Origin of the sequence: Shewanella sp. 4_MG-2023 (assembly GCF_030548015.1) — a bacterium.
In the GTDB taxonomy this organism is placed as follows: Bacteria; Pseudomonadota; Gammaproteobacteria; order Enterobacterales; family Shewanellaceae; genus Shewanella.
In genome coordinates, this window is sequence record NZ_JAUORL010000015.1 from 1 (window position 1) to 26,983 (window position 26,983).

Sequence of the window (26,983 nt, forward strand, 5' to 3'; positions counted from 1 at the left end):
ACCAAAATTCACTCATAAACTAAATTCAACACAGCAAAAAAGCTTGATATCTATCAAGTGGGAAATGCTTTTATTTGGACATAATACATAGCCACCCATTATTTTGAAGTTATAACATAACGCCTTTCATTTTGAGTTGCCAACACCAACATTCATTTACTGATGGGATTATTCCTGCCAAAGGACTGAATATTTCATCATTAATCACCAAAATTCACTCATAAACTAAATTCAACACAGCAAAAAAGCTTGATATCTATCAAGTGGGAAATGCTTTTATTTGAAATTAAGAAATGGTGTATTAAGCGCACAACCAGCGCTGACAGTTAGCTGCACCTTGTCGTCGTTTTAGGTCTAAATGCTCACAATAATCTGTTAATGCAGGCAACGCCCCCACCGCACCTTTGAATAAAGCGCCAAACTCAGTGGTGATTTTTAACCAGTTTTCAGCTGGTATATTCAATCTATTGAGAATATCCTGACTACTCGCGCTGATGGCGCCACGTTTATCATCACGAATAATCCGCCCAGTATCTTCAACCAGCACAATGTAATCTTTGACGCTAAACATTAAACCATTGGGCATATCTAAACGCTCATTGCCCACAAAGGGAAGCAACGCTTTTGGTTGCTCACCGTTTATAGCTGAATTAATGCGACGCTGAATACTTGTGTAATCTGAAGTTTCAGGTGTTGCAGCCATTTGCGCGCGAATTGGATTCAAATCAACATACGCCATACAGGCGAGTACGGCCGCATCATCTAACAAGGCTTGAGATTTAAACCGCCCTTCCCAAAAACGGCCTGTACACTTATCTTCTTTATTGGCCATTCTAGCAATGGGTTCACTCAAGGAACGCATAAACCAACTAATATCGGTTAAACGTTCTCGATATAGCCCAATACAATCATTAACCGTCTTTAATTCAAACTCATTAAGGACTTCAGCTTTAACAAATTTATGCGTCAACAGAGTGCCTTTAAAGCATTTATGCCATTGGGTAAGTACATCAATATCAGACCATTCTTTGGCTTTATCCACATCGACTTTAAGCACGACATGTAAATGATTACTCATCACGGCATAAGCACAAATATCAATCGCAAAAATCGTCGCCAATTCAATAATACGCGAATCAACCCACTCTCGGCGATGTTCATAGTTATCACCAGTCGACTTATCAAATCCACACAAAAATGCTTTGCGCACCACCCGCGTACAGCAGTGATAGTAAGGGGTGTCTTCTAAGCTCACGAGTGTTTTTCTAGGTCTGGCCATCTTCAATCACCAAGTAATGAGCAATAACTAAAGCCTAGTAGGGTGTTTAACATTTAGCCAACTAGAATGGGTGGCCATGTTAATTACAAACAATGGGTGGCCATGTTAATTACAAACAGAGAAAATAGGAATAGCTAATGTGCATCATAATAAACATCATTATCGTGACTATTATTTTCTCCTCTACGGTTACTACATCATTCGCGGATGAAAATAACGAACTAATTCAAACATCAAAAACGTCACCAGCAACAGTAATCCAATCAACAACACTAGGTAAAACACCAGTGACTATGCCAACTTCAAGCTCAGCTATTAGCTCTGGAACTCGTTTCGCCAGCAAACAAAGCAATAAAGCACTCGATCACGATTATCACGATTATCACGATTATCACGATTATCAGAAAAATATGCCTAAAGTGATGTTGTGCCAATTCCAACGGAATTCCCAGCTTAATGAAGAGTATTCAACTAAAAAGCAATCGACTGACAATACCCAAGATACTGAATTAATAAAAGATCATAATCAAATAAATAGTATAGGTATTGGTTTTCCTGGTTACCGAGAACAAGGAGGCACAGCTTTTCCACAAAAGCAACAATATGCAAAACCACCACAAATTATGACAAAAATGATTGATGCAATACCGTCGCAAAATAATCAATTACAAATGAGCTCATCGCTAATTGAGGCTCCACAATATATTGTAAACTCACGTAAAATGATAAATGAACAACGTAAAAAAATACTTCATGCCGCAGCTTTTGGCGATGTAAAAACCGTAAATATACTGCTAAAAAATGGAGCAAGCGCCGATGCTAGAGCCAAGGATAGAATAGGACGAACAGCATTAATGTTAGCCGCTTTAAGTGGTCATATTGAAATGGTTAATTCTCTGCTAGAACACGGTGCAAGCGTAAATTTAAATGACAAAACAGGACATACAGCACTTAATTGGGCAGCCAATCGATCACACCTACAAATTGTGAAAATTTTGCTTAGTAATGGAGCCGATATTAACACCCAGGATAATAGCGGCACATCCCCACTCTTATATGCCATTGCAACCCGTAATATCAAAATGGTTAGTTTACTGTTGTCACATGGGGCCGAAACCGAAATAGAAAGCAGCGTAAGTAAGATGACACCTATGCTACTTGCCATTGAATATAACGATCAAGAATCGATTGACCTTTTACTCGATAACGGAGCTGATGTTAATGGCACAAATAGTGATGACTTTTCGCCAGTAATGGCCGCAGCAGAAAAAAATCAGCTTAACACGGTGCAAAAAATTATCTCCCATGGTGCACAGGTAAACCTATTTGATAAAAAGCATTTTACAGCGCTGTTATATGCAGCTGAACATCAACACATGGCTGTCATGCAGTTATTATTATCTCAAGGAGCAAATATTAATGCAGTAGATAATAAAGGTAGAAACGCAGTTATGCGCGCCAAGCAAAAAGGCAATAATGACGTTGTAAAATTATTATGTGAACAGGATACTAACTTAAATGCTGATGATTGCTCAGAACCTAGCCAATATTAATTGACCACAACATCCTTATCGTAACCTTGAATTGAGCGTTCGCTTTATCAAAGTTAAATTACGTTTTAATCAGCTCTTAATTAGAGAGAAGATAATGATATTTAGCTCACACTGTTACTTCTTTGATTCTGATAAAGCCTAATGTTTCCATTTTCGATGTAATATTCCGAACTTCATTTTGGCTGGTCGCGGATATATGTCATCATCTTGAATAGCTAACTTAATATTTCCATGCTTTAGGACGTTATTTACTTCCAGTCCTGTCCATAAGATTTGATAATCAGCAGGAGTTAGCTTAGGTATTTCAAAAGAAAATATGGTATTGCCACCCTCAGGCACTTGAGTATCTAATACAAGCAGGAAACCATCATTATCCTTAATAGTTATTGAATCTAAAGTTACACTCTTATCAAAGGTGATTTTCATCCTGCACGGTGTAGCCTCAATAAACTCAGCCGTTACACCACTACGACCTTGAGTTATCTCATTGGCAGAAACTGCATTTACAGCCAGTAAAATAAGCATCAATAAATATTTGTCCATCTTCATTTAAATACCTCATTCTTGGCTAAGCAGAAAATTAAGCTATTGATAATTAGATAATATTATTTAACACAACGTACCTGAATTTACTATTGGTGTAATCCAGTATCGACAAGGGTTATGCTGACAAACTGTAGACAAAGCGCTCAACAATTTTTCTTGATTATCATCTGAATGCATAATTTCAAATTTATAAAACTCACGATAACCTTCAACCTGCTCTTTAATATTAAAATGGCTGTGCTCACGGCTAAAACCACAAATATTACTGAGACTAAAACCTGATAAAAAATCTAGTTCGATAAGAGTATCCACAATATCGTCCTTGATATCGTTTTGGGCAATAAGCACTAATAATTGCTGTGTAATCATTGGCGTTTCTCCAGCCAGTAATAAAGGATGGGCAATAAATAAAGTGTGGTGATTGTTGATGTCAATAATCCTCCAATGACAACAATGGCTAAGGGTTTTTGAATCTCTGCACCTGGACCTGATGCAAATACTAATGGCATTAAGCCAAACATGGCTGTAGTTGCAGTCATTAATATAGGTCGCAACCGTCTAGCTGCGCCTTGTTCTACTCGGACTAATAAATCACTGAACAAATGTTTGCTCTGTTCGTAATAACTCACCATAACAACACCATTAAGCACAGCCACACCTAATAGCGCAATAAAGCCAACCGAGGCAGGAACTGACAGGTATTCACCTGAGAAATATAAACTCACAATGCCGCCCATCATGGCAAATGGAACGTTAGCGAGTATTAGACCAGATTTAGCCAATGAACCAAAAGTTGTGAATAAAATCAGAGTGATTAACGCTATTGCAATTGGAATTACGAGTAATAAATTATTGGTAGCACGTTGTTGGTTTTCAAACTCTCCGCCAAAACTGACACTGTATCCACTAGGAAGCTTTATTTCATTCGAGATCTTAACGTTGAGTTCTTCAACAAAACTAACAATGTCGCGCCCCTCTACGTTAGTAGTAATAACTGAGAAGCGATCACCTTGCTCTCTTTCGATTAAAATAGGTCCTTCTTTATAGCTTAACTTGGCGACATCGGTAAGACGTTTAAGTGAATGATCAGGCATAACCAACAATTGATTTTGTAACTCATGAACACTACTAATTCCGTCTCTATTATTCGCTATCAATATTGGCGTGCGCTTCTTACCTTGCAGCACTTCAGAAACTACAACCCCTTCCAGTTGGCTTTTTAGATATCGAGCAAACTCTATTGTACTCATGCCAAAACCGCGGGCTTGTTCATTATCTAAGGTTAAATTAATAAAAGGACTTCCTTCAATCATAGACATTTTGACATCAATACTCCCTTTCGTCATTTTCACTAATGCATCTATTTGAGATGTTAGTTTTCCAAGTGTATCGATGTCAGTCCCAAATACCTTAATCGCAACATCACCGATACTTCCGGTAAGCATTTCTGAAACCCGCATTTGGATAGGTTGAGTGAAATTAAAGTTCACCCCAGGAAAGTTAACCAGTTCAGTACGAATAGAATCTATTAATTGATCCTTATGCGCAAAACGCCATTCACTCCGTGGCGCAAGCTCCAAAAATACATCGGTTTCATTCAGACCCATTGGGTCTAAACCAATTTCATCAGATCCTGTACGTGCAACCATCTGTTTAATTTCAGGAACCTGAGTTAGTAAGGTCTGTTGGATTTGCTTATCAATTGCGATAGATGCTTCAAGTGAGATGGAAGGAGATTTCTCTAACTGCAAAATAATGTCACCTTCATCTAAAGTCGGCATAAAGGTTTTTCCAACCAAGCTAAACAATCCTAGGCTAACAACCAGTAGCGTAAAGACGACAACGATAAAAGACTTTTTGTGAACAAATATGATTTTAAGACTGGTGAGGTATGTCGCTTTTAGTTTCTCGATTGCCTTCGGTTCCTGCGCACTTTTTTCATTGACCAAGTAAGAGGCTACAACTGGGATGACTGTCAGCGATAATATTAAAGCAGACAGCATTGCAAACACTATTGTAACTGCTACAGGAGTAAATAGTTTCCCTTCTAAACCAGTTAATGTCAGTAGTGGCGAGAATACAATCATCACAATTATAGTGCCAGAGACCACTGGAATAGCGACATCTTTTGTAGCACGATAGATAAGATGTAAACGAGGTAAACGCTGTTTGGTTGCGATGAGATTTACCATGTTTTCAACCACTACCACAGAGGAATCGACTAGCATACCAATAGCAATAACTAATCCACCCAAGCTCATGAGGTTAGCTGAGAGGTTGAATAGATCCATCATGAGAAATGTCATCAATGCAGCAAGGGGCAAAGACAATGACACCACTAAGGCTGCCCTCACATTCCCTAAGAATAAAGCTAAAAGCACAATGACTAAAACTACAGCTTCAAACAATGCACTTGATATGGTATCAATCGCTGTATTTATAAGATTCGCCCGATCATAAAAAGTATTGATAACACTGCCTTCTGGTAATGTTGTACTTATCTGTTCAAGCTTTTCTTTTATACTTTCGACCACTTGGGCAGTATTAGCATCTTTAAGCGCAATAATTAACGCTTCAGCAGCTTCTTCTCCGTCCTTGGTCACCGCTCCGTAACGAGCTAAGTGACCTACTTCAATATCAGCTAAATCTCGAAGACGATACACCTTGGCATTATCGGCTTTTATCACCAATTGTCTCAGTTCATCTATATCATCAATTCGACCTTCAGCACGTACGATAATTGTATCAGTGCCGATTGTCAGCTTACCGGCACCTTCATTGTGGTTATTCTCGGTAATAGCTTGTTGCAGTAACGAAAAACTTACCCCTGCAGCAGCCATAGCTGAAGGATTGGGGCTAATACTAAAACTCTTAGCGTACCCGCCTAAAATATTCACATCAGCGACACCTGCTACGGTACGTAACAATGGGCGAACTTCCCACTCTAATAACTGCCTACGTTCTATCAAAGATAAATTAGGATTTTCGAGTGTGAACATAAATATTTCGCTCAGCGGCGTACTCATCGGTGCGACCCCTCCAGAAACCTCCTGAGGAAAGCTATCCCACACAGCAGCAAGTCGTTCACTCACCTGTTGCCTTGCCCAATAGATATCAGTACCTTCAGTAAAATCAAGGGTGATATCGCTGATAGCATATTTGGTCGTGGAACGTAAAATTGCCTGATGAGGTATTCCTAATAACTCTGTTTCAATAGGTACAGTGATCTGTGCTTCTATTTCTTCGGGAGTCATCCCTGGCGCTTTTAAAATAATCTTAACTTGGGTGGGTGAAATATCAGGAAAAGCGTCAAGAGGAATTGAAAACCAAGCTCTAGCGCCTGCCAATATTAATATTAGCGCAACAATTAAAACGAATAGGCGCTGAGTGAGAGAGAATCTAATCACGGAAGCGAGCATATTATTCGCCTCCCAAGCCAAGTAGTATCCCTTTTACTGCTGCAACAGATTGAGTTAATACATAAATATTGCTTAAGTCTTGATCGCTAGCAACTATATATTCATTAGAAGTAGAACCTAGAACCTCGATAGTGAGTGCCGATAATATCGATGCTGTTTTGGTAAAAATTTGGGTCTCTTGTTGCCAACTAAATACGCTAGTTTTAGGTAATAAATACACTGCTTTTTGATATTCAGGAATAACGGTAATTTGTTGTCCTAGTAATAAGTTACAACCTAGAGGAACTGGCATTGACCAAGCAGTTAAAAAAACACCATCTGCAATGGCTGAAACTTCGTCTATTGAAACATGACATTGGTTAATATTTACTGCCGACAGTGAGGTAGATTGATTCATAGGCACATTAATTTTAATACGAATACTATCTGCTGGAATCAAAGAAAATAACGCTGCACCTGCATTATATGAGCTACTAAGGTTAGTAAGATTAACTATACCTGCTATTGGAGCTCTAATGACTAATGACTCTGTAGAAGTATCAATACTTTCAACCAGTTCCATAAAGTGCTGCATGTGTTGGTATTTAAGTTGAGTGCTGAGATAGTCTTGACTGATCTCACGCCATTTATCAATACTAATACTATTCGTTTTTAATAAGGATTTATTGCGTTCATAACGTTGCTTAGATAGATCAAACAGACTTTTGGTAGCCTCAATTTGAGCAAGAAAATGAAATATTTCTGGCCCTGTTAACCTTACAATAGCTTGCCCTTTAGTCACAGCTTGGCCCTGGGCGACTAAGTAAGTTACCTGTTGAATATTTTCAGGTGTTCTGACCCAATAATCATTACCAGGTAATCGTTCTATTTGGGCTGGAAGTGAACTCCCTTCATAACTTACACCTTTCTGTGGCTGCGTGTACTTAAGTTCTAAACTACCCAACTCTGCAAGTGATATAGTCTTCGCACACACGAAGCTAGCAGATAAACACAAAGGTATACACACAAGGCTAACGCCAAATTTGGCCATCATAATGAAATTCCTAAAGCTTGCAGTTGTTGAGAGTGGAGTTGCTGCTGAGTGATTTGGTTTAGTAATAAACGTGATTCAGTATCAAGTGCATCCATATAACGACGCAGCCAAATTTCATAACTAATTTGACTCTGGTCTTTAACTTTGGCTAAATCTTCTGTAATTGTCCGACTCAGCGAGACACCACGCTGTAACAATAACTGTTGCTTCCTGAGGTTTTGCTGTTTCATAGCTAGCTTTTCTGTTTGGGTCTTTAATTCAAGATAGGTACGCTCACTATTTAAACTCTGTTCTTGATGGTCTTTTTGCCAAATAGAAAGTTCACTTTGTGATAATGCTGATCCCAAGCTAATCGGTATACTAATTCCCAAACCTAATTGTTGGTCATTAAATTGATCGTCAGCGGTTTCTTTAGCAGTTAAGGATAATGTCCATGAATCCTGCTCTCCTGCTTGCTGGCTTTTAATGATCAACAGTTGTTGTTGCTGCCGTAATGATTGAATTTGCCATAAGGGATGTTGGATTAATGCATCATTAATCCCATGATGGATACTTAAATTAGCTTCAGTAATTTCACGATATTGTTCATTAATTTTCTGCGGTATAACGCTCAAACCAGTAACTGAATTAAAAAGAGAAAGAGCTTCACTCTGTTGTTGCTTAAGAACAATTTGATCTAAATCAATATCTACATGTTCTCGTTCCAGTAGCAATATATTCACTTTAGGCAATTCTCCCGCATCAGAAAGTTGCTTGTGCTGAACATATAGCTTGTCTAATAATTTTGCTTTACGGTTTAGCTGTTTTATTTTCACTGATGCTATGCGGTAATCCCATATGCTTTGTCTGAGTAATCCAGATAAGTACAATTTCTGTAACGCAACTTGCTGACCTTCAAGTTCCAGCGTCAACTTTTTTAGTCGTTTATCACTATTATGTAAACCGAATGACTTGATTGGTAAGTTAAGTGATACTTCTTGCTCGTAAATGTTACTATTATCAAGACTACCAAGGTAACTTAAGCTGATGCTTGGTAACCCTGTTAACCAAGTCGAACTAGTCAATTCAAACGCTCTACCATCATTTAATGGTGTTCCGTTAAGTTGCGTCACGTTTAATCTGTTTCGACTGATTTCCAGCAGCTTAGACAATTCATTACTAGGAGTTGCAAAACTATAGGTGCCACTAGTTAAAACGATGAGGATACATAACTTGATACTAAACTTAATAGCAAACATAAGTGATTTCTATAACCCAAAATGTATACTCATATTAATCACTTAAATGTTAAAGCACATGGGGAAAATGTATCATAAAAGCCTTTATAGTACATATGTACCATAGCCCAAGCTAATGATTTTATTATATTAAAATAAATACTATTTTTTGGGCTTCATTTATTACCAGTTACGAGTTGTAGGATTTATCTCATGAAAAAAGATGTATTCATTATTGTATTATTGCTACTGATAACAATGTTTAAACTATTTGACATCTTTGCTGATTTACAGCTTGATATTCCTGCTTGGCACATTGCACAAGAAAGTGTTCTTGTACTACTTACAATAATCGGTAGCATTTATTTAGGCTTTGATCTAATTCGAAGCTCTCGCCAAGTAAAAGCCCTAAGATCTAAATTAGCGAGTGCAGATAAGCAGATTAATAATATGTCGGGCCAAATGCGTGCTGCTAGACAAGAATACAGCCAAACCATCGCAGCTCAATTTGACTCTTGGAGTTTTACTAAAAGTGAACAACAGGTAGCTCTTTTACTGCTAAAGGGGCTGAGTTTTAAAGAGATTGCCGAAGTTCGACTCACAAAAGAAAAAACGGTCCGCCAACAAGCTTCCAATATTTACAGCAAAGCTCAAGTAGATGGTCGCCACACTCTCTGTGCATGGTTTATGGAAGACTTTATTCAAGAATAGTTATATAGGTAGCTTAAGCTATTGAGGACCTGCGCTCGAGCGTGTAAATCATTTCATCAACATAACGAATAAAGTCATTAATACAGGTTTGATGGTCTATGGTATTGATGATTTTTTCAGCGTGCCTGCGACATTTATATTGCGTCTATTTATTACTAATGTGACTCTAGCTCTGGCGTGAGTAAACAAAGACACTTTAATATCATAAGGAAAGCCTTTATCGCGTAACTATTTGTCTAAACAGATACGTGTGAAGTACACACTATTGGGGGGACTCTACTGATAAAAAAAGCAGGGACATTGACTGAGTCAATCCTGAAACGGCAGATAAGTGCTTAAAAAATAGCTATTTCAAACTCTGCCAACAAAGCTATTTTGTTTTTATTGTGTATATATTCAATAATATTAGTAAGTTAAACGAAAAAAGGCTCATCATTACTGATGAGCCTTTTGTCTTGAATATGGCGGAGAGATAGGGATTTGAACCCTAGATGGGCTACAAACCCATGCCGGTTTTCAAGACCGGTGCATTCGACCACTCTGCCATCTCTCCGAACGAGCGAGATAATAGCTATCTCACTCGCTGCTGTAAAGCATAAATTTAAGATTCTTTACTGTTTGCTTAAGTTAGCATCAATCTGCGCTGTTTTTATTAGCGTGAAGTGCGATGCTAGCAGGATCTGGCTTTATGAAGTTATTTGTTACTGAAGCCCAACTATCATGCTTTGACAATAAATAGCCTAAGTAAGCAACAACAGCACTCAATACGATACCTAAACCGATAGTCACTTCATTATATTGTACGAACATCGCGACAATACTTGATGCGCCGAACGCCATACCAATCTGAAGGAAGTTTTGTAAACCTGCAGCTTTGGTGGCATTTTTACTGAACTGCTGTAAGGCATTGTTGACGACCAAAGGATAAGTCGCACCGTTAGCTGCAGCAAGTAATGAGAAGGTTACCAATAGCGGATAAATTGATTCCATTGGGATTACCAAAGTCGCTATTGCAATGGTTGCAACACAAAAGAAAAACAGTCCCAACAAATAGTTAAGCGCCTGTGTGGTACCGAATTTTTTAACAAGTACTTTGCTCATGTAACCACCCACGATAAACATGATGGTTTGTGGAATAAAGCTTAACCCAATGGCTTTAGCTTCATAACCAAATTTAATCATTACACTTGGCCATACCGTTAAATAACTAAAGAATGCTGCAGACAATGCACCAAATATAACCACGTTACCTAAAAATCGGGTGTTTTTTAAGATGGTTTTATAGCTGATGTTTTCTTGTGGTTCTGCTTGTTTGTTCTCTGGTGCAACTAACAGCTTGGTCATAACGATAAGCAAAACCGCAAGTATTACTAAAGTAATGAAAACTGCACGCCAGCCAAATGTATCAACAATTGATGCACCAATGAGAGGTGCAACAGCAGGTGATAGCGCAACTAAAGGCATGATGTTTGAAAACACTTTTTGCGCTTTTTCAGCATCATATTTTTCAACGACAATAGCTTGCCAAATTACACCAGCACTACAGGCACCTATCGCTTGGAAAAAACGTGCGATATTAAGCATAATAATCGAGTTACTGGCGACAATTAAGGCGCTGGCTGCTGCAAAGATAACTAAACCAATTATTAAGGCTTTTTGTTTGCCTACTTTTTCAACTAATGGACCATAAAGTAATTGGCCGATAGCTAAACCCGCTAAGAAAGTCGTTAATGAAAAAGCGACGTTGTTTAAGCTGGTATCAAATGAGTCAGCTATGTTTTGAAATGCAGGTAAATACATGTCGGTGGCAATAAAGCCCAGCATACTTAACAGTGCTAAGTAGCCTAATAAAATAAAGTACTGCACATTGGCAGAGGTAGATGATGCTTTTTTCATAAAAAAAGTGTCCGAAAGTGGCTTAATTAAAAATCAGCGTGCAGTCTAATCACTTGCAAAAGCAATGTGAAACGTTTAGTTTTGATGACTGCATTCATAAATTTTCACAGCAAAGGATAGCAAGCTATGCTTTCAGAACAAGCATTGGAAATGATCGACATTGTCGCTCGCTTAGGTAGTTTCACGGCAGCAGCCAATCAATTACACAAAGTTCCTTCAGCAGTCAGTTATGCCGTAAAACAAATCGAAGATGAACTTGGTGTCATTTTGTTTGAAAGGCATCATCGCAGTGTCAGCTTAACGGAACCCGGTAAACATTTTGTCGCCCACGCAAGAGAGCTATTGGGTGACATGAATGACTTAAAGCGTAGCACTCAACGTGTCGCTAATGGCTGGCAACCCACCCTGTCTATCGCTTTAGACAATATTGTCCGCGCTGATCGTATTAGTGTACTAATTGCAGACTTTTATCGTCACTTTGACGATGTTGAACTCATCATCCGTATTGAGGTGTTTAATGGGGTCTGGGAAGCATTAGCAACAGGTCGCAGTGACATCGCCATAGGTGCAACCACAGCTATCCCTGTGGGCGGCGTATATCAGTATAAAGATATGCGCGAGATTCAATGGTCGTTTTTAGTCAGTCGTAACCACCCTCTAGCAGAAATTGATCGCCCATTAACAGACGATGAATTACGCATCTATCCCTCTATTTGTTTAGAAGATACTTCAAGGGAAATACCCAAACGCACAACTTGGTTGCTGGCCAATCAGCGGCGATTAGTGGTACCAGACTGGATAAGAGCGTTCAATTGTTTCCGTGATGGCTCAGGTATCGGCTATATGCCTAGAAACCTTGCAAAACCCTTTATCGACTCTGGGGTATTAATTGAAAAAACCTTAGAACATCCAAGAAATGCAAGCCCTTGCTGTTTAGCGTGGAATCAAGAAAAGATGTCACCTGCACTTGAGTGGGTTTTAGAATACTTAGGTGATACCGATAAGTTACATCAAGAGTGGCTCGCATAACCACAAAGCCAGCATCTTGATGACATTATTAACAAGTTGTAATGATAATTTAATGTTCAGTTCAGCTTTCTTAGTAAAAATGTTGTTTAGGACAATTTTTATATGAACATGTGTCATTAAATAATAGTTAACATGACAGTGACACTTATATACCTTTAAGCTGTGTTAAAGCTAAGGTATTATAAATCTAAATAATTTAATAAATATCTTTTGTAGTGACTCTTATTGCGTCATTACAGTTTTTTTCGAGTCTATGGAGACTGTTATGAATCAACAAACTTTATCGGGCCATCAAGCTACAACGATGGAAACCAATAAACTGATCAAAAATACCTACATGCTATTGTCGATGACGCTTGCCTTTGCCGCTGTAATGGCTGGTGTAGCAATGATGATGAACATTGGCCCTTTCATGTCAATCGGACTATCACTTGGTAGTATCGTGGTGATGATGGTGACCCTGAAAAAAGCAGACAATGCTTCAGGGCTTGCATGGATTTTTGCCTTTACGGGTATGCAAGGTGCATCATTAGGATACATTTTAAACCACTACGCAGGTTTAGCTAACGGCCCTGAACTTATTATGCAAGCGTTTGGCTTAACCTCTGTTATCTTCATTTCTTTATCAGCTTATGCAATTAGCACTAAGAAAGATTTCAACTTCATGGGCGGCTTCCTTTTTGCTGGTCTGATTGTGGTTATCGGCGCATCACTGATCAACATGTTTGTTGGTAACAGTGTTGCATTTATGGCTATTCAAGCTGCTGTAGCAATGTTGATGGTAGGCTTAATCCTTTATGATACAAGCCGTATTGTAAATGGTGGCGAAACTAACTATATCCGTGCAACGATTTCGTTGTTCTTAAACTTCATCAACCTATTCATGGCGCTATTACACTTGATGGGCATGGGTAATGATGACTAGGCGTTAAGTTACTTGATTATTCATTTGGTTCTGACCTTGTGATTAATCAACTTACTACGCTAAAATGGCTCCCTTACAGGAGCCATTTTTTATTGTTATGAATAAATTTATTATCCAAGTTAATGGCACGGTTTATGGCTCAACAGCGAGCTTTAGAGCGCTGCGCTTTACGACAAGTGTATTGTCATTAGGCCATCAAGTTACGCGTATTTTCTTTTATCAAGACGGCGTGACTAATAGTAGCCAATTAATCTGTCCTGCCTCTGATGAATATGACTTGCACCAAGCATGGAAAAACTTGGCAACTGAACACAATATTCAGTTGATAAATTGTGTGTCAGCAGCGCTGCGCCGCGGTGTGTTGTCACAGCAAGATGCCATCGAAAACACTAAATCACAGTTCAATTCTAGCGCCCCATTTGAAATGGGTGGTTTAGGTGAGCTGGTCACAGGTATTGAAACATCAGATCGATTAGTGTGCTTTTAATGCTGATTTTAAATTGCTTGGCAAGGTAACCACATGAAGCAAATTTGCGTTATTTTCAGACAAAGCCCGTTGGGCAATAGTTCCAGCCGTGAAGGCTTAGACTTTGCGTTACTCAGTGCCAGTTTTGAGCAACAAGTTAGCGTGGTTTTTACTGATGAAGCTGTGCTGCACCTGCTAGCAAATCAGCAGCCAGAATTAGTCGGCAGTAAAGATTATCTATCGACGTTTAAAGCTCTTAATATTTATGATATTGAAACCGTTTTAGTGTGTGAGCAGTCAGCAAAACAATTTGGCATCACTGAAGACAAGTTTAATTTTGAGGCGCAATTAGCTGATAGCAATGCCATTAAGCAATTATTAGCGCAAAGTGATGAAGTGGTGGTTTACTAATGATTTTACATCACATTCAAACCTCAGCCACCACTGACAACGCGCTAAATTGCTGCTTACGTTATATCGCTAGTAAAGACAGTATCATCCTTGCTGACGATGCGATTAATTGCTTATTACAAAGCCATTGGCAGCAAAAATTGCTAGATATACAGATTTATATATTATCTGAAGATATACAAGCTCGAGGCTTAACAGCACTTTTACCTAGCAGCGCTAATATCTCAATTATTGATTATGACCAGTTTGTACTGGCTACATTGAAACACACGAAGGTGATTACTTGGTAAATTCAATTGAATTTAATGGGCAACAAATAGAAGTTGATGCTCAAGGTTATTTAAAAAGCGTTGCTGATTGGCAACCTGATATGGCAATTATTTTGGCTGCAGGTGAAGATATCGTATTAACCGAGCAACATTGGGAAGTGGTTAATTTTGTGCGTAACTTTTATCTTGAATACAAGACAAGCCCTGCTATCCGCGTGCTAGTGAAAGCCATAGGTCAGACGTTAGGGCCTGATAAAGGTAATTCAAAATACCTTTATACCCTCTTTCCTGTGGGCCCAGCTAAACAGGCGACTAAAATCGCAGGCTTACCAAAACCTGCTAAGTGCCTTTAACTATCATGTAACCAGACCTGCTAAATTTACGGCACAAAAAAACCAAACATGATGTTTGGTTTTTTTTAGGCTCAGATAACGCCTTAGCGCTAGCGAAGACTTAGCCTATTTTTTCTAGGCCGCGCATATACGGACGTAATACGTCAGGCACGGTAATAGAGCCATCTGCATTTTGGTAGTTTTCAAGGATAGCAACTACTGTACGACCAACAGCAAGGCCTGAACCGTTTAAGGTATGAACCAAAGTTGGTTTCTTGTCATTAACACCACGGTAGCGTGCTTGCATACGACGTGCTTGGAAATCTTTCATGTTTGAACAAGAAGAGATTTCGCGGTAGGTGTTTTGCGCAGGTAACCACACTTCAATATCGTAAGTTTTCGAAGCGCCAAAACCCATGTCGCCAGTACATAAAATCACAGTACGATATGGAAGGCCTAGCCCTTCTAGTACTTTCTCAGCATGACCTGTTAGCTCTTCTAACGCATTCATTGAATCTTCAGGTTTAACAATTTGAACAAGTTCAACTTTATCAAACTGATGCTGACGAATTAGACCACGAGTATCACGGCCGTAAGAGCCCGCTTCACTTCGGAAACAAGACGTTAATGCCGTCATTTTAAGTGGTAAATCAGCTTCTTCAACGATAGTGTCACGTACTACATTGGTCAAAGGTACTTCAGCAGTTGGAATCAAGCTTAAGCCTTGGCCTTCTTCAGTGGCCGGTTTAGTGTGGAACAAATCTTCACCAAACTTAGGTAGCTGACCTGTGCCTAATAAGCTTTCTTCGTTAACCAGTAATGGCACATACATTTCTGAATAACCGTGATTTTCAGTATGTAGATCTAACATGTACTGACCCACAGCGCGGTTTAGGCGTGCGATTTGGCCTTTCATTACCACAAAGCGAGAACCGGTGATTTTAACGGCGTTTTTAAAATCTAACCCATCTAGATCTTCACCCAGTTTCACATGATCTTTTACTTCGAAATCAAATGTAGTTGGCTCGCCCCAAGTGCGGACTTCAACGTTATCATTTTCGTCAGCACCGGCTGGTACTGCGTCATCTGGTAAGTTAGGCATGCTCATAGCAATAGCATTTAACTCAGCTAACAATTCAGCTAGTTCAGATTTTTTCGCATCCAGTTGAGCACCTAAGTCCCCTACTTTAGCCATGATTTCACTGACATCTTCACCACGACCCTTTGCTTGACCAATGGACTTAGAAATTGCATTTCGGGATGCTTGCAATTCTTCTGTGGCCACTTGTAGCGACTTACGCTTTTCTTCTAAAGCGGTAAGGCGGCTAATATCAAGGATAAACCCACGCTTAGCTAACAGCTCAGCGGTGACTTCAAGTTCGTTACGCAAAAATTTTGGATCTAACATGTTTTATATTCTTAATAGTTAAATGCGAGAAAAAACTAGCTGCTGACCGACATATACCATGAAAATACACAGTACAACGTTCAACAACACGTTGAGAATAGCTTTTGCAAAAAGACCTTCTTGCATTAGCAATAATGTTTCATTGGAAAAAGTAGAAAAAGTCGTTAAGGCGCCTAACAATCCAACACCTATCATGGCTTTTAATTCAGGACTTAACTGGCTGGCTTGACCAATGGCATAAACCACACCCATCAAAAATGATCCCAATACATTTACCAACAGTGTACCAAAAGGGAAACTGCTTCCAAATAGCTGAAGCATGAAAATTGAGATTAGATAACGAAAAACAGCCCCAATTGAACCACCAAGGGCCACAAACATGATATTGCTCATGCTAATCATAGCGCTTTACCTCACTGGTTCGGTCTAGTTCTGCTAAATGGGCAAGTTTGTCTTTGATTCTTTTTTCAAAGCCGCGCTCGGTTGGATAATACAATTGGCTATCTTTTATTGACTCAGGGAAGTAATTCTCCCCATTTGCGTAGGCACCTGGTTCATCATGAGCATAGCGATACCCTGCCCCTAAACCCATATTTTTCATCAATTGAGTCGGTGCGTTACGTAAGTGATCTGGCACTGATTCATGCCCTGTTTCGCTTGCAAGCATTCTTGCTGCTTTAAAGGCGGTGTAAACCGCATTACTTTTTGGCGCACTGGCCAAGTAAACAATCGCTTGGGCGATAGCACGCTCACCTTCAGCAGGCCCAACGCGGTGATAACAATCCCAAGCATTAAGCGCAATATTCATTGCAGTAGGATCGGCGTTTCCTACATCTTCAGAGGCAATAGCTAATAATCTACGTGCAACATAGAGAGGATCACCGCCGCCTTCAAGTATTCGACAATACCAATACAAAGCAGCATCAGGAGCTGAGCCTCTCACTGACTTATGCACCGCAGAAATCAAATCATAAAATTGATCGCCATTTTTATCATAAGCGGCCATTTGATGCCCAGCGACTTGCGTCAGCATCTCTTGAGTAAATTCACCGTTATCAGCAACCAAGTCACTCATTAACTCGAGTAAATTTAATGCTTTGCGCGCATCACCATCACTAATTGAAGCTAACTGCTGCATTACTGTTTCAGGAATAGTAAAACCACGTTTACCAAAACCACGCTCAGTATCCATTAATGCTTGATTGATAATCGCGGCAATATCATCGCCATCTAAGCGATTGATTAAATAAACTCTGGCACGAGACAATAAGGCGTTATTGAGCTCAAAAGATGGGTTTTCAGTGGTCGCGCCAACAAAAATAACAGTACCGTCTTCGATAAAAGGTAAAAACGCATCTTGTTGGCTTTTATTAAATCTATGGACTTCGTCCACAAACAATAATGTACGCTGACCCCGGCTCTGTGCTACCGCTTTAGCTTGCTCAATGGCGGCGCGAATTTCTTTAACGCCTGAGGTTACCGCAGATATCCGCTCAACATGGGCATTGGCATAATGCGCCACCAATTCAGCTAAGGTGGTTTTACCTGTGCCAGGAGGGCCCCATAACAACATAGAGTGAGCTCGATTGGCCTCAAGTGCTTGGCGCAGTGGTTGCCCTTTACCGAGTAAATGCTGCTGCCCTACATACTCACTTATCTCCCTTGGGCGCATTCTTGCGGCTAAAGGACGAAAGTCTGGGGCAAAATCGAAACCTAAAGTAGACACTATAACCTACTGAGCTAGGCTTGAACGTTGATCGTCAATATCAACGTTTGCCGGTACGGTAAATTCAAATAAGCCGTTTTCGTCTGCCGCAACCTTGGTTTGATTTGTTAACGTGAACTGACTGTAATTGCCTTGCTCATCTAACAAATTAAAATCAGTAAGCTCTGCCTCATTGAAACACACAGTGACAGTCACCACACTTGAATCATCCGCTTTGGGCTTAATGGAATAACAGGCTTTAGCTGACTCTGGCTGAATTTGCTCAACACGATACTGAGACCAAGTTGTTTCATCGCGATGAACTAACAAAGCCATTGGAGATGCGTCAATAGCATCGGCAAAATCCATGACTGAAACTTCTTCAGCAAAAGGGTTATAAATCCATAAATCTTTACCGTCAGCCACAATGAGCGACTCATCAGGCTCAGTTAAATGCCAGTAAAATTTGTTTGGATAAGCAAGGGCAAATACCCCTTTACCTGACTGAATGACTTTATTGTTTATATCGGTAACTTGCTGGGTAAAATCAGCTTTTAATGAATCGGCTTTGGCTAAGCGATCACGCAATTGCGCTGATTCATCAGCTAACGCGTTGCCTGACAATAATAATGCTAAGGCTGTAACAACAGCAAAACGCTTGTTCATATAAATTCCTAATACTGTATTGCTAATTCTTAGCGATAAACTTTTAAGGCTAGTGGCTATGCTTTTTGTCACTAGGGCTTTTTCTTTATAAGGTTGATTATTAATGGCTTCATTATAACGGTTTATTTGGCCAAACTGGCTATAAGCGCAGTGATTGTTATGTTCGGTCCGAGGTTAGTTTCTCGGTGGCGGAGGAGCTAAAACCTCACGATTACCATTATGACCTTGTGTACTGACAATCCCCTGGGTTTCCATCATTTCGATAATCCGCGCCGCGCGGTTATAACCAATTTTAAACTTACGCTGCACACTTGAAATTGAACCTCTGCGGGTTTCAGTGACAAACGCAACCGCTTCATCATATAACTGATCAGTATCATCATCAGATTCTGCAGCTTCACCAGGCAGCAATACTTGCTCACCTTCACTGACGCCATTAAGGATTTCTTCAATATAACGTGGCTTACCACGAGCATGCCAGTCTGCAACGACTTTATGGACTTCATGATCGTCAATGAAAGCACCATGGACACGAATAGGTACGCTGGTACCTGGTGGCAAGTACAGCATATCACCCATACCGAGTAGTGTTTCTGCGCCTTGCTGATCTAAAATGGTTCTAGAGTCAATTCTTGATGACACTTGAAAAGCGATACGTGTTGGCACGTTTGCTTTAATCAAACCAGTAATGACATCCACTGAAGGTCTTTGGGTGGCTAAGATTAAGTGTATACCCGCTGCACGGGCCTTTTGCGCAATACGGGCAATCAGCTCTTCAACCTTTTTACCGACAATCATAATCATGTCAGCAAATTCATCGACCACTACCACAATAGAGGGTAATTTTTCTAACTCAGGGGCCTGTTCATCCATACTTTCAGATGACTTCCATAATGGGTCAACTATCGGTTCACCTGCTTCTATGGCTGATTTAATTTTAGCGTTATAACCTTTTAAATTACGTACGCCAAGCGCTGACATTAACTTGTAACGTCGCTCCATTTCACCAACACACCAACGTAGTGCATTAGCCGCTTCTTTCATATCGGTGACGACTTCACATAACAAATGTGGAATACCGCCATATACGGAAAGCTCCAACATTTTCGGATCAATCATGATAAAGCGCACATCATCAGGACCAGACTTATACAAGATACTGGTGATCATCACGTTGACGCCAACTGACTTACCCGAACCTGTAGTACCGGCAACTAATAAATGCGGCATTTTACCTAAATCAACCACCACGGGATCGCCAGCAATATCTTGTCCCAGCACCATGGATAAATCAGATTTACTTTCTTCAAAGGTTTTAGAGTCTAAAACATCGCGCATAAATACCGTTTCACGGAATTTATTAGGCAATTCAAGACCCACAAAGGCTTTACCTGGAATAACCTCAACAACGCGGACACTTTCTGCTAACAATGAACGGGCTAAATCTTTCGACAAATTAGTGATTTTTGAGGCTTTGACACCAGGGGCTAATTCAAGTTCAAATCGAGTCACCACAGGGCCTGGGAATACCCCAACAACATTAGCGACAATATTAAAGTCAGCCAGCTTAGTTTCAACCAACCTCGCGACAATATCTAGTTCTTCTTTGGTAATTGGGTTTTCTTTTCTATCAGGTACATCTAATAAGGTGATACTTGGCAGTGGCGGCATTTCAACTTTAGTTTGGCCATAAACTATTTGGGGTTCTTGGCCTGGCAACACCACAATTCCTTCAACAATACGCGCTTGATCAACAGCTTTTGTAGTGGCAGGGTTTGGCTGCGAGGTCGCTGTTGCACCTGTGCTATTAGCTTGACTGAATGCTTCACCTAACGAGTCGCTATGACTAACATGAGCCTCAGACTGTTCACTTAAATGATGATTCGCTTGTGTGAAATCAGCTGCGGGGGCATCCCCTGATGCGATCCAAGCTGGGGTTAAATTATCATCGTCTTGGTGATCATTGCTGGCGTTTAATTTGGGTTCAAGTCTACCATTATGTGGCGTTAATTTAGCCTCATGGTCTATTTCAGCGCCAAAGCTTGGCTCTACATCTTGCTCTAAGTCACCTGCCAAATTAGTTTCTTCTTTGTCGCGACTGGGTTTCACTTTCGATTTAATACGGCTGAAAAGAGAGGGTTTTTCTTCTAATTCATCAGTTTCTATTGCTGCAGTAATTTCAGCCTCATTATGCGGCATACTAGTGAGATCAATTGCTGCAGCATCAAGCTCAGCTTTGTCATGCTTTACGTTGCCAGCATCGTCACCACGGTCCTGTTTAAATTTATCAACGACAGACATAAAGCCGCGGGTATCTTCGGTTTCGTTACTAGCTGATAAATAACTTGGGATACTAATGATCTTTTTAACACACCAAATAGTGGCTAGACCTGTACTTTCAATAACGGTTAGCCAGCTTATACCGGTAGTTAAAGTAAAGCCTGCGCCGATAAAACATAGCAGTAATAAAGTTGTTCCAAGGTTATTAAAGTAAGGCATCATTGCTTGGCTGATCACATCCCCTGCCACTCCGCCAGCAGAAAATACATACATGTCATCGGCATTCATACTCGCTAACGCTGCCAATGCAAATACCACCAGTAAAAAACCGATAATCCTTAAACCGACAGAAAAATAGTCGATTTCAAACAGCTTGTGAGTACGATTAAAAATGAACCAGCCAGAAGCAGCAATAATTATTGGTATGAGATAGGCTATGAAGCCGAAAAAATAAAATAGAACATCTGCTGTCCATGCGCCAACTGCGCCAGTTAGATTACTGATTTCACCTTGGAAATGCGACTGGCTCCAGCCGGGATCATTAGGATCGAAGCTGCTAAGTGCAATAAGAATATAAGTTGCAGTCATGCAACAAATGATCAACCCACCTTCCAAAAGACGCTGAAGGCCACTAAGTGTTTGAAGATTATTTCCCTGAGACAAACGAAAACACCCAAATAAGATTTAAAAAGAATGATAACAATAACAGAATATCAATGTGTATGCAGTGATTATGCAACGCGCGGATGCCAAGCTCAACCTAATGTTTTCAGATAGATGACTGTAGAAGATAAATAATTTTAATCTGGCTTAAGTTGGTTACTTTTAAGCCTAAGATTAAGCTTGCTGTAAATTTTTGGCAAAAAAAATAAAGGGCAATGCCCTTTATTTTTATTGGTTATTAAATTTAGTAAGTATCAGCTAATAAATTTAAGGCAACTTTATTAGTTTGCTTAACTTCTTCCATAACCACGTAAGTACGAGTATCAGAAACTGATGGTAACTTAAGTAATGTCTCACCTAACAAACGACGATAAGCTGACATATCTGATACGCGGGTTTTTAGTAGGTAATCAAAATCGCCAGAAACCAAATGACATTCTTGAATATCATCTAACAACTGAACGGCTTTGTTAAAGCGTTCAAAAATATCAGGGGTATCTCGAGTTAAGGTGATTTCCACAAATACAAGTAACGATGCACCTAAGTAATGAGGATTAACTAATGCAGTGTAGCCATTAATGTATCCTTGTTTCTCAAGACGTTTAACTCGTTCTAAACATGGTGTTGGACTCAGGCCAACACGCTTAGATAACTCCACATTTGATATGCGACCATCAATCTGAAGTTCGTTGAGGATATTACGGTCAATCCGATCTAAATCTTTCACAGAATTTTTCTTATTATTTGCCATATTATTAACCTTGCTTTAGCACAAAAACAACATATTCATCTTTTAATGTGTAAAGTTTAGCAGCATAAACTGCGTCAGGGGCACTATACTAGACTTCCCTGAAATAAGCACGTTCAGGTCATCGAATATAATAACTACTGGCTCGTAAAAACGAGTAAAAATCAATTAGAGGCTCAAAATGATTATTGGTATCCCTACTGAAATCAAAAACCATGAATACCGTGTTGGTATGGTTCCTTCAAGCGTTCGTGAATTAACAATTAAAGGTCATGATGTATTTGTTCAATCAGATGCAGGTATTGGCATTGGATTTACTAACCAAGATTATATTGATGCCGGTGCAGAAATCTTAGCAACCGCAGCTGAAGTGTTTGCTCAATCAGATATGATAGTGAAGGTTAAAGAGCCACAAGCTATTGAGCGCGCCATGCTGCGTGAAGACCAAATTCTATTCACTTATTTACACCTTGCACCAGACTTACCACAGACTGAAGATTTGATAAAAAGTAAGGCTGTTTGTATCGCCTATGAAACCGTAACAGATGACCGTGGTGGCCTTCCTTTATTAGCGCCAATGTCAGAAGTTGCTGGGCGTATGTCGATTCAAGCAGGCGCGCGTGCACTTGAAAAATCACTAGGCGGCCGCGGTATGTTACTGGGCGGTGTTCCAGGTGTTGAACCAGCCAAAGTAGTTATTATTGGCGGCGGCATGGTCGGTACTAATGCTGCACAAATGGCTGTAGGCATGGGCGCTGACGTGGTTGTGCTTGATCGTAGCATCGATGCTCTACGTCGTTTAAATGTACAATTTGGTTCTGCAGTTAAAGCCATTTACTCTACTGCTGATGCCATTGAACGCCACGTATTAGAAGCAGACTTAGTCATTGGTGGTGTACTGGTTCCTGGCGCTGCTGCGCCAAAACTTGTGACCCGCGATATGATTAGCCGTATGAAGCCTGGCAGCGCAATTGTTGATGTCGCAATTGACCAAGGTGGTTGTGTTGAAACATCTCATGCAACCACTCACCAAGAACCAACTTATATCGTTGATGATGTAGTTCATTATTGTGTTGCAAACATGCCTGGCGCTGTGGCTCGCACCTCTACTTTTGCATTAAACAATGCCACGCTGCCTTACATTATTAAGCTTGCAAACTTAGGTTATAAGTCTGCATTGCTTCAAGATAAGCACCTACTAAATGGCTTAAATGTCATCCACGGAAAGCTTGTTTGTAAAGAAGTTGCTGAAGCATTAGCACTTGAGTTTACCGAGCCAACAAGCCTGCTAAACTAATCAATATCTGATGGTTTAAGTACTAAAAAGCTGCTCAATGAGCAGCTTTTTTTATGGATTAAACAATTATGCAACAATTTGTATCTTAAGCTGTTTACAAGCAATATCCATCCAGAATCGTTCACTTTATCAGCACCACTGAGCAAGCACTTTGCTAACTTAATAAAATGCGCAATTTTAGTTAGCGTTTATTAATTAAAACCAGTGAGCACCTCAAGCCAACACTCAGCAAGGGTTACAGTAATTACAATGGCTAATATGAGTCATTTTAGTCATACTTTATGCTTACAGTTCATTATCCTACTACAATGTTTAAAATTAGTGCTTTCTACTGTTGGTCAAATCGCTGAAATTCACTACAATTCATCATCAAAATAGCGATTAAAAGCAGACTTATATGTGGTACCAAAAACAAATATCATTAAAGCCAAAAGCTCGTGGCTTTCATTTAATTACTGAAGAGGTATTAACTCAATTACCCGAATTAGCAAGGTTTGATATTGGCTTAGTGCACATATTGCTGCAACACACCTCAGCTTCCATTACTGTAAACGAAAATGCAGATCCAACTGTTCGGCAAGACTTTGAAGCATACTTTAATAATGTGGCGCCAGAGAATGAACCATATTACATCCACACTTATGAAGGCAGTGACGATATGCCAGCCCATTTAAAATCAAGTTTACTGGGCTGTGAATTAACCCTACCCATCACCCATGGTCAATTAGCATTAGGAATGTGGCAAGGGCTGTATTTAGGTGAACATCGCAATCATGGCGGCAGCAGAAAACTACTTGTCACAATACAAGGAGAGTAGTTTTACTGTATTACTATTGCTGAATTTATTGTGCGAGTAATTCGATGAGCGCCTGTTTAGGCAAAGGCTTATAGAAATAGTAGCCTTGAATAGCATCAACATTGTTTTGCTTAACAAAATCCAGCTGTGCTTGGGTTTCAACACCTTCTGCAGTGACTGATAAATCAAGTGCATGGCTCATGGTCGTAATTGCTTCCACTAGCGCCTTATGTCTAGGACCCTGCTCAATTTTTTGAATAAAACTTTTATCGATTTTGATTTGATCTACCGGAAAGTTAGCTAAATAGGATAGAGAAGAATAGCCGGTACCAAAATCATCCACTGAAATTTTGATGCCCCAATTTCTTAATCGACTCAGCAGCTGTTCAACCTTCTCATGCTGCTCCATCATTACTGACTCAGTTATTTCTATGGTTAATAAATGAAATGGAAAGTTTGCTATGGATGTTTCCAGCAGATACTCTTCAAAAAAGCTAATGAATTGTTGTTGTAACTCTGCAGTGATAAATTCACTAGTAGAGACATTTACTGACAAACTAATCGCACGTCCTTGTTGCCAATAGTCATAAATTAAATCTAGCGCTTGTCGCCTAATCCATTTACCGATTGGGACAATCAGCCCTGATTGTTCAGCAATAGGTATAAATTCTTCTGGCGAAATGAACTCACCATTAAGCGGCCAACGAAGTAACACTTCAGCGCTATCAACATGCGTCGATTTAGCCGACAAAATGGGCTGAAAATACAGTTCAAAAGCATCATGACTTAAGGCTTTGTTTAATTCCATGTTTAAAAAAGCGGTTCTTTCTGCATTTTTCTGCATGCTTTGATCAAAAAATTGATAACCATTTCGGCCTTTAAGCTTAGCATTATGCATTGCTTGGCTGGCGCAATTAATTAAAGCATCAACCTCAGTAGAATCTTCAGGATAACGTGAGATACCAATACTCATAGAAGTTTGGATAGCTTTACGATCAAGCCAAAAAACAGCGCTTACAACTTGATTGATTTGTTTGGCAAGTTCAATGAGTTCGTCTGCAGACACTTTACCTTGTATGAACACGCCAAATTCATCACCTGCTATTCGGGCAAAAGTGCACATATCAGGAAACAGCGGGGCTAATCTTTTGGTTACCTCAATTAATAATCGATCACCACACTCATGACCTAAGCTGTCATTTATCAGTTTAAAATTATCAATATCCATCAATATGATTGAGCAACCTACCCCAGTTTGCTTGCTGCGCTCTTGCTGCCAAACATAATCATAGATTTTCTCAACAAAATAACGACGATTGGCCAAGCGGGTTAATGCATCATTATTAGCCTGAAAATGGATAAGCTTGCTGGCATCTTTGTGTTCACTGATATCAGCAATTAACCAAGAAAAACAATTTTGTTCACCATGGTAATCCCTAAATGAGGTTACCGTTACTTCAGCATCAAAGGTCTTGCCATTACGTTTGCGGCCTGTTAACTCACCTTGCCAAGTTTTACCGATAGCAAGGTTTTTCATTAAAGACGTGATATTTTCTTGCTGAGAATGTTCGAAAAAGCGCTTTGGTTCAAAGCTCTCTGAGTCAACAGTAATATCGCCACAGATACTTTTAAACTCAGGGTTAATAAACAAAATGGTATTGTTTTCGTTAACGATCAATAAGCCCATAGGCAGTTTACTGAATATTTTACTGGTGAGTGTTTGTAGGTGTAGTCCTTGGCTTCGTTCAATGGCAAGACTTGCCAATCGAGCGGCTTCTTGAATCAGTTCTAGATCCAATGCTGATGGTGACTTTTGGGTATCGTAATACATGGCAAAAGTGCCCAATACGTTGCCAGTAGAGTCGATAATGGGTTCTGACCAGCAAGCTTTTAGCCCTGCCTTTAACGGCAATTCTTTATAAGGTGCCCAATTCGGGTGAGTGGCGATATCTTCAACAATAACTCTTTCGCCGGTGGCTGCTGCAGCGCCGCATGAACCGACTATCGGCCCAATTTCAATGCCATTAATAGCTTGGTTATATTGTTCCGGTAAACTGGGGGCCGCTCCGGTTAACAACCTTTTCTTGTCATTGCTCATTAATAGCACTGACGCTCTGGTGCCAATCTTTTGCGCTTCGATTGATAAGACTAATGAATGGAGAATTTCTCGTAATGGGGAACCCGCTAAGAGCATGGTAAGAATTTGGCTATAACGGTCATTATTAGAAGCACATGTTGTTAACACATCATAGTTTGCTGATTGTGATGCAAAAGTTTGCCCGCTATCCATAAAATTCCTTTTGAGAATAAACCATCTGGCTTTATTACTTACCG

The 26,983-nt window shown here is 39.8% G+C and carries 24 protein-coding genes and 1 tRNA gene; 10 read left to right on the forward strand and 15 right to left on the reverse strand.

What is annotated here, in order from left to right; translation table 11 throughout:
- Positions 1-301: 301 nt before the first annotated feature.
- Positions 302-1,279, reverse strand: coding sequence for a transposase (locus Q4546_RS10015; protein ID WP_303446206.1), 978 nt, complete (start codon positions 1,277-1,279; stop codon positions 302-304).
- Positions 1,280-1,416: 137 nt separating this feature from the next.
- Here Q4546_RS10015 and Q4546_RS10020 point away from each other — a divergent pair, with 137 nt between their 5' ends.
- On the forward strand, positions 1,417-2,832 hold the full coding sequence (locus tag Q4546_RS10020) for an ankyrin repeat domain-containing protein (protein ID WP_303446207.1): 1,416 nt from the start codon (positions 1,417-1,419) through the stop codon (positions 2,830-2,832).
- 138 nt (positions 2,833-2,970) lie between these two features.
- On the opposite strand, the gene Q4546_RS10025 is transcribed toward Q4546_RS10020, so the two are convergent.
- From Q4546_RS10025 to Q4546_RS10045, 5 genes are read right to left on the reverse strand one after another with little or no spacing between them, the layout of a single operon-like run.
- Entirely contained in the window at positions 2,971-3,381 is a 411-nt protein-coding gene (locus tag Q4546_RS10025; protein ID WP_303446208.1) for a hypothetical protein, read from the reverse strand.
- Between the two features lie 60 nt (positions 3,382-3,441).
- Positions 3,442-3,747 carry a DUF3240 family protein gene (locus tag Q4546_RS10030; RefSeq protein ID WP_303446209.1) on the reverse strand — a complete coding sequence of 102 codons (306 nt, stop codon included), beginning with the start codon at positions 3,745-3,747 and terminating at the stop codon, positions 3,442-3,444.
- Positions 3,744-6,797, reverse strand: coding sequence for an efflux RND transporter permease subunit (locus Q4546_RS10035; RefSeq protein ID WP_303446210.1), 3,054 nt, complete (start codon positions 6,795-6,797; stop codon positions 3,744-3,746). Before Q4546_RS10035 ends, Q4546_RS10030 begins: the two co-directional genes overlap by 4 nt.
- Before the next feature lies 1 nt (position 6,798).
- Entirely contained in the window at positions 6,799-7,830 is a 1,032-nt protein-coding gene (locus tag Q4546_RS10040) for a membrane fusion-like protein (RefSeq protein ID WP_303446211.1), read from the reverse strand.
- A complete protein-coding gene (locus tag Q4546_RS10045) occupies positions 7,827-9,068 on the reverse strand; it encodes a TolC family protein (RefSeq protein WP_303446212.1) in 1,242 nt (413 codons plus the stop codon). Before Q4546_RS10045 ends, Q4546_RS10040 begins: the two co-directional genes overlap by 4 nt.
- A gap of 192 nt (positions 9,069-9,260) precedes the next feature.
- Between Q4546_RS10045 and Q4546_RS10050 the strand changes: the two genes are divergently transcribed.
- On the forward strand, positions 9,261-9,758 hold the full coding sequence (locus tag Q4546_RS10050) for a LuxR C-terminal-related transcriptional regulator (RefSeq protein ID WP_303446213.1): 498 nt from the start codon (positions 9,261-9,263) through the stop codon (positions 9,756-9,758).
- Between the two features lie 462 nt (positions 9,759-10,220).
- Here Q4546_RS10050 and Q4546_RS10055 read toward each other — a convergent pair.
- Together Q4546_RS10055 and punC are read right to left on the reverse strand one after the other, a co-directional pair.
- A tRNA-Ser gene (locus Q4546_RS10055) sits at positions 10,221-10,311 on the reverse strand.
- Between the two features lie 80 nt (positions 10,312-10,391).
- Positions 10,392-11,654, reverse strand: coding sequence for a purine nucleoside transporter PunC (punC, locus tag Q4546_RS10060; RefSeq protein WP_303446214.1), 1,263 nt, complete (start codon positions 11,652-11,654; stop codon positions 10,392-10,394).
- Between the two features lie 126 nt (positions 11,655-11,780).
- Between punC and punR the strand changes: the two genes are divergently transcribed.
- The 6 genes from punR to Q4546_RS10090 all read left to right on the forward strand — a co-directional run bounded on the left by punR (position 11,781) and on the right by Q4546_RS10090 (position 15,107).
- Positions 11,781-12,683, forward strand: a complete 903-nt coding sequence (punR, locus tag Q4546_RS10065) for a DNA-binding transcriptional activator PunR (RefSeq protein WP_102437403.1) — start codon at positions 11,781-11,783, stop codon at positions 12,681-12,683.
- Positions 12,684-12,948: 265 nt separating this feature from the next.
- A complete protein-coding gene (locus Q4546_RS10070) occupies positions 12,949-13,608 on the forward strand; it encodes a Bax inhibitor-1/YccA family protein (protein ID WP_102437401.1) in 660 nt (219 codons plus the stop codon).
- Positions 13,609-13,705: 97 nt separating this feature from the next.
- Positions 13,706-14,095 (forward strand): sulfurtransferase complex subunit TusD, encoded by a 390-nt coding sequence (gene tusD / locus Q4546_RS10075; protein WP_102437399.1) that lies wholly within the window; start codon positions 13,706-13,708, stop codon positions 14,093-14,095.
- Positions 14,096-14,128: 33 nt separating this feature from the next.
- Positions 14,129-14,485 carry a sulfurtransferase complex subunit TusC gene (gene tusC / locus Q4546_RS10080; RefSeq protein WP_303446215.1) on the forward strand — a complete coding sequence of 119 codons (357 nt, stop codon included), beginning with the start codon at positions 14,129-14,131 and terminating at the stop codon, positions 14,483-14,485.
- Positions 14,485-14,775 carry a sulfurtransferase complex subunit TusB gene (gene tusB, locus Q4546_RS10085; RefSeq protein ID WP_303446216.1) on the forward strand — a complete coding sequence of 97 codons (291 nt, stop codon included), beginning with the start codon at positions 14,485-14,487 and terminating at the stop codon, positions 14,773-14,775. The genes tusC and tusB overlap by 1 nt, the downstream gene beginning before the upstream one ends.
- Complete coding sequence (locus tag Q4546_RS10090) at positions 14,769-15,107, forward strand: TusE/DsrC/DsvC family sulfur relay protein (RefSeq protein ID WP_303446217.1); 339 nt, start codon at positions 14,769-14,771, stop codon at positions 15,105-15,107. Before tusB ends, Q4546_RS10090 begins: the two co-directional genes overlap by 7 nt.
- 100 nt (positions 15,108-15,207) lie before the next feature.
- Here the strand turns inward: Q4546_RS10090 and serS are convergent, their stop codons facing one another.
- The 6 genes from serS to lrp all read right to left on the reverse strand — a co-directional run bounded on the left by serS (position 15,208) and on the right by lrp (position 22,559).
- Positions 15,208-16,494 (reverse strand): serine--tRNA ligase, encoded by a 1,287-nt coding sequence (gene serS, locus Q4546_RS10095; RefSeq protein ID WP_102437391.1) that lies wholly within the window; start codon positions 16,492-16,494, stop codon positions 15,208-15,210.
- 18 nt (positions 16,495-16,512) lie between these two features.
- The gene (crcB, locus tag Q4546_RS10100; RefSeq protein WP_076537957.1) at positions 16,513-16,887 is read right to left on the reverse strand and encodes a fluoride efflux transporter CrcB; all 375 of its coding nucleotides are present in this window, start codon (positions 16,885-16,887) and stop codon (positions 16,513-16,515) included.
- A gap of 1 nt (position 16,888) precedes the next feature.
- Entirely contained in the window at positions 16,889-18,220 is a 1,332-nt protein-coding gene (locus Q4546_RS10105) for a replication-associated recombination protein A (RefSeq protein WP_102437389.1), read from the reverse strand.
- 6 nt (positions 18,221-18,226) lie between these two features.
- Entirely contained in the window at positions 18,227-18,865 is a 639-nt protein-coding gene (lolA, locus tag Q4546_RS10110) for an outer membrane lipoprotein chaperone LolA (protein WP_303413150.1), read from the reverse strand.
- Positions 18,866-19,039: 174 nt separating this feature from the next.
- Entirely contained in the window at positions 19,040-21,808 is a 2,769-nt protein-coding gene (locus Q4546_RS10115) for a DNA translocase FtsK (protein WP_303446218.1), read from the reverse strand.
- Between the two features lie 244 nt (positions 21,809-22,052).
- Positions 22,053-22,559: a leucine-responsive transcriptional regulator Lrp gene (gene lrp, locus Q4546_RS10120; RefSeq protein ID WP_076537850.1), complete on the reverse strand. Its 507-nt coding sequence runs from the start codon at positions 22,557-22,559 to the stop codon at positions 22,053-22,055.
- Positions 22,560-22,737: 178 nt separating this feature from the next.
- Here lrp and ald point away from each other — a divergent pair, with 178 nt between their 5' ends.
- Together ald and Q4546_RS10130 are read left to right on the forward strand one after the other, a co-directional pair.
- Positions 22,738-23,853, forward strand: a complete 1,116-nt coding sequence (gene ald, locus Q4546_RS10125) for an alanine dehydrogenase (RefSeq protein WP_102476645.1) — start codon at positions 22,738-22,740, stop codon at positions 23,851-23,853.
- Between the two features lie 397 nt (positions 23,854-24,250).
- Positions 24,251-24,670 (forward strand): secondary thiamine-phosphate synthase enzyme YjbQ, encoded by a 420-nt coding sequence (locus Q4546_RS10130; protein WP_102519571.1) that lies wholly within the window; start codon positions 24,251-24,253, stop codon positions 24,668-24,670.
- Positions 24,671-24,695: 25 nt separating this feature from the next.
- Here Q4546_RS10130 and Q4546_RS10135 read toward each other — a convergent pair whose 3' ends face one another.
- The gene (locus Q4546_RS10135) at positions 24,696-26,939 is read right to left on the reverse strand and encodes an EAL domain-containing protein (RefSeq protein ID WP_303446219.1); all 2,244 of its coding nucleotides are present in this window, start codon (positions 26,937-26,939) and stop codon (positions 24,696-24,698) included.
- Positions 26,940-26,983 lie beyond the last annotated feature (44 nt).